Origin of the sequence: Lapillicoccus sp. (assembly GCF_025353065.1) — a bacterium.
GTDB lineage: Bacteria > Actinomycetota > Actinomycetes > Actinomycetales > Dermatophilaceae > Lapillicoccus.
The window spans coordinates 38088-44928 of sequence record NZ_JANXRJ010000144.1 but is presented as its reverse complement, the minus strand read 5'-3'; the positions used below and the strand labels follow the sequence as shown (position 1 = coordinate 44928).

Sequence of the window (6841 nt, the reverse complement as noted above, 5' to 3'; positions counted from 1 at the left end):
TCTTGTCGAGACGGACCAGGCAGATCTCACGCACGAGATCAGTCCTCGACCTGAACGTGGGTGCTGGTCCACTCGACGAGTGCGTCGAGGTCGTCCGCCGTGCCGTGATCGCGAAGGATCTGAGCGTCCTGCTCGCCGAGCAGACGACGCATCTCCCGCTCCAGCGCGGACGCCACGACGGCAGCTCGACTCGTCGCCTTTCCCGTCGCGACGGCGTGGTCGAGGAAGGCGACCATCTCGTCGGGCAGACGGACGGCGATCTGGGTACTCATGTGCCAAGGGTAACGCAGTGAATCCCATAATGGGATGCCTCCCAGGAGCGCAGGCCCTCTCTTGCCGGGCGAGTCAGCTCGGGCGGCGACGCTCGGTGCGATGGCCATCCGGATCAATGCAGAGTCGTCGTCCACCATGCCGACGGCCAGGATCTCGTCGCCCGACGCCACACCCGAACGGACCCGGCCAGCTCTGGCGCGCCCAGGCTCCAGTTCCAGCCGAGGTCACCCGGATGCAGCTGGACCGGCATACGGTCCTGCTGACAGGCCACCACCGCCTCGACGACCTTGTCCAACGAGTCCGTCGTCCCCTGCTCCAGCGTGATCAACTCCCACCGATCCAACCCCAGACCACAGCGGCGTGGCACTGCGAGCCACGGCCCAGGGACAGATGAGGTTCTCGTTTGCTGAGCTGGAGTCCCCACGCTCGTAAGGTTGGAGTCCTCACATGGCGCCGGAGGAGTTCGGAGCTCAGCTCGACGAACGGACAACCGTTTTTACCCTGGGGCGCATCATCTGGCACTTCGCGACACGGCTGACCGAGCAGCGAGCGATGTTCTGCGGCCCGATGGCGCGGCTGAGGCGGTCGAACGAGCATGTCAGCCACTACCGGCCGACCGACCTGCCAGCGTGACCGATTTCGCCAGCGCGTGGTTCGCCGCGAGGCCCGCGTAACTCCGGTACGTCAACCCGGCCACGACGAGTCAGGTGCAAGACTTCCGGCTCTGGTGCCTCACTAGCCGTAGTGGTAGCGGCAGGCGGCGACGCGGACCTCGTCGCCGACCACCTTGTAGACGAGGCGGTGCTCATCGGTAACGCGCCTCGACCAGTAGCCGGCGAAGTCGTGCTTGAGGGCCTCCGGCTTGCCGATACCTTCGTTGCCGTGCCGCTGGATATCGGCCAGCAGCAGGTTGATCCGCTTGAGGACCCTGCGGTCCTGCGCCTGCCACCAGAGGTAGTCCTGCCAGGCGTTCTCGTCCCAGACGAGCAGCACCTCAGACGGGGTCGATGACGTCGTGCGGGGCGCCGCGACCGGCCTCGAGGCGTTCCATGGCGTCGAGGAGGCGGCGCGCGTTGGCGGGCGAGCGCATCAGGTAGGCCGTCTCGCGCAGCGACTGGTAGTCCTCGAGGGAGACGATGACCACCGGTTCGTGCCCTGCGCGGGTGATCACGATTTCCTCGCGATCGTTGGCGACGCTGTCGAGCACCTCGGCGTAGCGAGCCCGGGACTCCGTATAGCTCATCGTCTTCATGGTGGCCTCCTGTACGGAAAAGTGTACGTCATACGAGCAGCGGGCGGTCACCTCCGGACCGAAGGCACCCACCGACTGACGCCGACGAGCACGCCGGACAGCACCAGCGGCAGGACCATCGCGTGCTGTACACCGACGGTGTGGACGAGCCAGCCGACGATCGCCGGACCGGCCAGGAACGCGGCATACCCGAAGGTCACGACGACCGCGAGCATCCGGCCCCCGCCGAGGTGACCGGCGGCGGCATAGATCTGGGGGGCGATCAACGCCACCCCGGCGCCGACGAGGGCCCAACCGGTGAGGATGACCGGCAGCGCGGTCGCGACGACCGTCACGGCGAAACCGACTGCGGCAACGACCGATCCGCCGCCGACGACCGCCTCGTGGCCGAAGCGGGTGACCGCCGCGTCACCCACCAGCCGCATTCCGACCATGAAGACGGTCACGGTCACCAGGCCGGAGGCTCCCAGACCGGGATCGACCCCGGCGACGTCGGTGACGTGGATCGACGACCAGTCGAAGGCCGTTCCCTCCATCAGGCCGAAGCAGATCGCCATCCCCCCGAGCAGCCAGGCGATCCGCGGGATCGTCCGCTTCTCGCCCGACACGGCCTCCGGCACCGGCTCGGTCACAGGGACCCACCGGGTCGTGACGGCCAGGGTCACCGCCGCGAGGACCGCGACGGTGGCGAGTGCCGGCGCGACGATGGCGCCCTTCTCGTGGGTGACGACACGTGAGGTGAGCAGGACGACGCCCGCGCCGAGGAACGACCCGATGCTCCAGAAGGCATGGAACCGGCTCATCACCGGTGCGCGTCGGGCCTGCTCGACGACGACCCCGATCGCGTTCATCGATACGTCGTTGGCGCCGTTGCCCAGCCCGACCACGGCTGCGCCGAGGACGGCGAGCGGGAAGGTCGGCGCCCAGGCCATCGCGAGCGCGCCGACGATCATGAGCGGGAGCGCGGCCAACGTGACCCGGCGGGCGCCGATGCGGTCGGCGAGCCGGCCGCCGACCTGCATCGAGACGACCGCGACGGCGCCGGATGTCACGAGGAGTACGGCCACGGCGCCCGCCTCGACGTCGTAGCGGTCGCGCAGGGCGGGGAGCACCGCGGCATACGCGCCGACGACGAGGCCGTTGGTCGCGAAGAGCGACCCGACCGCGACCGCCGCCGCGCGGGAGGCGAGGTCGACTGCCGGCTGGACGCGCAGCAGCGTCACCCACGGACCTCCGCGCGGCTCGGGGCCTTCCGCTCGTCCGTCATGCCCGCAGCCTATTCGGGGCCCACCGACAGCTCGACAGCCTGTATGCCGCGGGTTCGGGGTCGCCGGGGAGTGGTAGACCCCTCCGGAGGGGTTCATCGCTCCCAGCCGACACCGAGCACCGGCCGGTCGCACCCTAGGTCGATCTGGCGTGCAATCCGTTGCGCACCACATGAATTCGGACGAGACGACCGCCCGGCGCTCGCGGCATCCCGACGACCGGGCAGACCTCCCGCTCGCACCAGGCCGGTGCGAAAACGGTTTGGGCCTGTCGGTGCGGCGGCGTACCGTCAGTCATCGTGCGCTCCCTCCCCTACGACGACCCAGGGACCCCGGACCTGCGAAGCCCGATGCACTTCCTGGGCTGGATCGGGCGGGGACAGTGGCGCACCCTCTGCGTCGCGATCTTCTTCGGGGTCGTCTGGATGGTCGGCCAGGCGCTGCTGCCCGCTGCGATGAGCCGGGCCATCGACGAGGGCATCGTCGGCAAGGACTCCGCCGCCCTCGTCCGCTGGTGCCTCGTCCTGCTCGGCCTCGGAGTCGTCAGCGCCCTCTCCGGCGTCATGCGCCACCGGATGGCCGTCACCAACTGGCTGCGCGCCGCCTTCCGCTCGGTGCAGCTCATCGGCTGGCACAGCGCCGACGCCGGCGAGGCGCTCCCCCGGCACAGCCCCACCGGTGACGTCGTGGCGGTCGTGGCCTCCGACGCGATGCGCATCGGCGGGCTCTACGACATCTTCGCGCGCTTCATCGGCGCCATCGTCAGCTACGTCGTGGTCGCCGTCATCCTGATCAATGCCTCGCTCCCCCTCGGCCTCGTCGTGCTGATCGGCGTCCCCGTGCTCCTCGGCCTGCTCTCCTTCGTCGTCCGACCGCTGCAGAGGCGGCAGGCCGCCCAGCGCGAGGAGTCGGGTCGGCTCATCGGGCTCGGCGCCGACACGGTCGCCGGGCTGCGGGTGCTGCGGGGCATCGGCGGCGAGAGCACCTACCTCGAGCGGTATGCCGCGCAGTCGCAGCAGGTCCGCGCCAGCGGCTACCGCGTGGCCGGGGTGCAGTCCGTCCTCGACGCCTCCCAGGTCTTCCTGCCCGGCCTCTTCGTCCTCGTCGTGACCTGGCTCGGGGCGCGGTTCGCACTGCAGGGTCAGATCAGCGTGGGGCAGCTCGTCGCGTTCTACGGCTACTCCGCCTTCCTCGTCATGCCGTTGCGGACGGCCACCGAGTTCGTCGACCGCTTCACCCGGGCCCACATCGGGGCGCGCAAGGCCATCACGATCCTGCGCGTGCGGGCCGACCACGTCGACCACCCCGAGCACGAGCCGACGGGCGAGCCACCCCGCGACGTCGACCTCGTCGACGAGCGCAGCGGGGTGACGGTCACGCCCGGCAGGCTGACGGTCGTCGTCTCGGCGCGGCCGGAGGACACCGTCTCGCTCGCCGACCGGCTCGGCCGCTTCGGCACCGAGGCCGCGGGGGTGCGGCTCGGCGGCACGCTGCTGACCGACCTCCCGGTGGAGGTCGTGCGCCGCCGCGTCGTCGTCAGCGAGACCGACCCCCGCCTGTTCACCGGCACCCTGCGCTCCGAGCTCGACCCGTGGGGACGCCACGACGACGAGCGGATCCTCGCGGCCCTGTCGGTCGCGAGCGGCGAGGACGTGCTCGAGGCCCTGCCCGACGGGCTCGACAGCGACGTCGAGGAGCGCGGGCGGTCGTTCTCCGGCGGCCAGCGGCAGCGGCTCGCGCTCACCCGCGCCCTGCTCACCGACGCCGACACCCTCGTGCTCGTCGAGCCCACGAGCGCGGTCGACGCGCACACCGAGGCCCGGGTGGCGGGACGTCTCGCTGCGGCCCGCTCGGGGCGCACCACGGTCATCATGAGCGCGAGCCCGCTCGTGCTCGACCACGCCGACCACGTCGCGTTCCTGCGCGGTGGGGTGCTCGAGGCCAGCGGCACGCACCGGGCGCTGATGCGGGACCACCCGGCATACCGCGCGGTCGTCGTGCGCGGGGAGTACGAGGAGGGCGACTGAGATGCCCCTGACCGTCGAACCCACCACCCGGTCGCTGCCGGTCGCCGAGATGTCCTCGGTGCGGGCGCACGCGGCCGGCATCCTGCGCCGCCACCGGCGCGACCTCGGCCTCGTCGTCGGCCTGCACGCCCTCGCGGCCGTCGCCGCGCTCGCCGCACCGCGCATCGTCGGCCTGCTCGTCGACGACCTCACCGGCGGCGGCATCACCACCACGATCATCGACCGGCTGGCCGTGGTCCTCGCCGCCGCGATGGTGCTCCAGACCGGGCTGACCTTCTTCGCCCGACGGGCCGCCTTCCGGATGGGCGAGGACATCTTCGCGGAGCTGCGCGAGCAGTTCATGGACCGCGTCGTCTCGCTGCCGCTGTCGACGGTCGAGCGCGCGGGCACCGGCGACCTCGTCTCGCGGACGACGAACGACGTGGAGGCGCTCAGCCAGGTGGTGCGCTACGGCATCCCCTCGATCTTCGTCGCGGTCGTCACCCTCGTCATCACCGTCGTCGCCGCGCTGCTCACCGGCTGGCTCGTCGCGCTGCCCGTCTTCATCGGGGTGCCGATCATCTGGCTGTCGACCCGGTGGTACCTCCGCTACGCCCCCGCCGGCTACCTGCGCGAGCGCGCGACGTATGCCGTGATGAACGGCGTCGTCACCGAGACCGTCGACGGCGCGCGCACCGTCGACGCGCTCGGGCTGTCCTCCCGGCGCAAGCGCCGCATCGACGCCTCGCTGCGCGACTGCTACGACGCCGAGATGTATACCCTGCGGCTGCGGACCATCTGGTTCCCGCAGGTCGAGATCGCCTACCTCCTGCCGGTGGCCGCGACCCTGGCCTGGGGCGGCTTCCTCGTCGCGCGCGGGGACACCACGGTCGGCACCGTGACGGCGGTCGCGCTCTACGTCCAGGCCCTGACCGAGCCGCTCGACAACCTGCTCATGTGGCTCGACGAGATCCAGGTCGGCGCGACCTCGCTGGCGCGCGTCATCGGCATCGCCGACGTGCCTCCGGATCGGTCCGCCACGGGCGAGCAACCGCGCGACGCGCAGCTCGACGTCACGGACGTGCGCTACTCCTACCGCGAGGGACGCGACGTCCTCAAGGGCGTCAGCCTCGACCTCGCACCGGGCGAGCGGCTGGCCATCGTCGGGCCGTCGGGGGCGGGCAAGTCGACGCTCGGGCGGCTGATGGCCGGCATCGACGGGCCGCGCGCGGGTCGGATCGACGTCGGCGGCGTGCGGCTGGTCGACCTCGACCTGCCGACCCTGCGGGGCGAGGTCGCCCTCGTCACCCAGGAGCACCACGTCTTCGTCGGCAGCCTCGAGGACAACCTTCAGCTGGCCCGGCCGGGCTCGACGCACGAGACCCTGCTCGAGGCGCTGGCCGCCGTCGACGCCCGGGGCTGGGCCGAGGGGCTGCCGGACGGCCTCGCCACCCGGGTCGGCAGCGGCGGCCACGCGCTCACCGAAGCGCAGTCGCAGCAGCTCGCGCTCGCTCGGCTGGTCCTCGCCGACCCGCACACGCTCGTCCTCGACGAGGCGACGTCGCTGCTCGACCCCCGGGCCGCACGCCACCTCGAGCGGTCGCTGGCCGCGGTCGTCGAGGGACGCACCGTCGTGGCGATCGCGCACCGGCTGCACACGGCGCACGACGCCGACCGGGTGGCGGTCGTCGACGGCGGGCTGATCACCGAGATCGGCACCCACGACGAGCTGATTGCCGCCGATGGCGCGTATGCCGCGCTGTGGCGGTCGTGGCGCGACGAGCCGAGCGACGCCCCGGCTCGGTAGGAGCTGGTCGGACGGTCGGGCGGTCGGACCCCGTTCAGAACCGGTCAGCTGACCACGTCTGAACGCGCCGCCATGCCCGCACCGCGTTCAGAACCGGTCAGCTGACCACGTCTGAACGTGGCGCCCACACGGCATACCGGGCACCGCCGATCGACCGGAGAACGCGACCTCGTCGGAATTCGGACAAAGAATCCACAGAGCCCGTAACCCGCCGCCGACCCCGTCGTTGAACCGATCG

7 protein-coding genes are annotated in these 6841 nt (G+C 71.4%); 3 read left to right on the top strand and 4 right to left on the bottom strand.

Going from position 1 to position 6841, the window contains the following annotated elements; genetic code table 11:
- Window positions 1-38 precede the first annotated feature (38 nt).
- On the bottom strand, window positions 39-272 hold the full coding sequence (locus Q0R63_RS11500) for a ribbon-helix-helix domain-containing protein (RefSeq protein WP_295697336.1): 234 nt from the start codon (window positions 270-272) through the stop codon (window positions 39-41).
- 448 nt (window positions 273-720) lie between these two features.
- Between Q0R63_RS11500 and Q0R63_RS11495 the strand changes: the two genes are divergently transcribed.
- Window positions 721-906, top strand: coding sequence for a hypothetical protein (locus Q0R63_RS11495; protein WP_295697335.1), 186 nt, complete (start codon window positions 721-723; stop codon window positions 904-906).
- Between the two features lie 102 nt (window positions 907-1008).
- Here Q0R63_RS11495 and Q0R63_RS11490 read toward each other — a convergent pair whose 3' ends face one another.
- Genes Q0R63_RS11490 through Q0R63_RS11480 form a run of 3 tightly spaced genes read right to left on the bottom strand, consistent with a single transcriptional unit; the run spans window position 1009 to window position 2748 of the window.
- Window positions 1009-1266 (bottom strand): Txe/YoeB family addiction module toxin, encoded by a 258-nt coding sequence (locus Q0R63_RS11490; protein WP_295697332.1) that lies wholly within the window; start codon window positions 1264-1266, stop codon window positions 1009-1011.
- Between the two features lies 1 nt (window position 1267).
- Window positions 1268-1525, bottom strand: coding sequence for a type II toxin-antitoxin system prevent-host-death family antitoxin (locus Q0R63_RS11485; protein WP_295697330.1), 258 nt, complete (start codon window positions 1523-1525; stop codon window positions 1268-1270).
- 47 nt (window positions 1526-1572) lie between these two features.
- The gene (locus tag Q0R63_RS11480) at window positions 1573-2748 is read right to left on the bottom strand and encodes an MFS transporter (protein WP_295697328.1); all 1176 of its coding nucleotides are present in this window, start codon (window positions 2746-2748) and stop codon (window positions 1573-1575) included.
- 341 nt (window positions 2749-3089) lie between these two features.
- Here Q0R63_RS11480 and Q0R63_RS11475 point away from each other — a divergent pair, with 341 nt between their 5' ends.
- Complete coding sequence (locus Q0R63_RS11475; RefSeq protein ID WP_295697326.1) at window positions 3090-4817, top strand: ABC transporter ATP-binding protein; 1728 nt, start codon at window positions 3090-3092, stop codon at window positions 4815-4817.
- 1 nt (window position 4818) lies between these two features.
- Window positions 4819-6603 (top strand): ABC transporter ATP-binding protein, encoded by a 1785-nt coding sequence (locus Q0R63_RS11470; protein WP_295697324.1) that lies wholly within the window; start codon window positions 4819-4821, stop codon window positions 6601-6603.
- The last annotated feature ends 238 nt before the right edge of the window (window positions 6604-6841 follow it).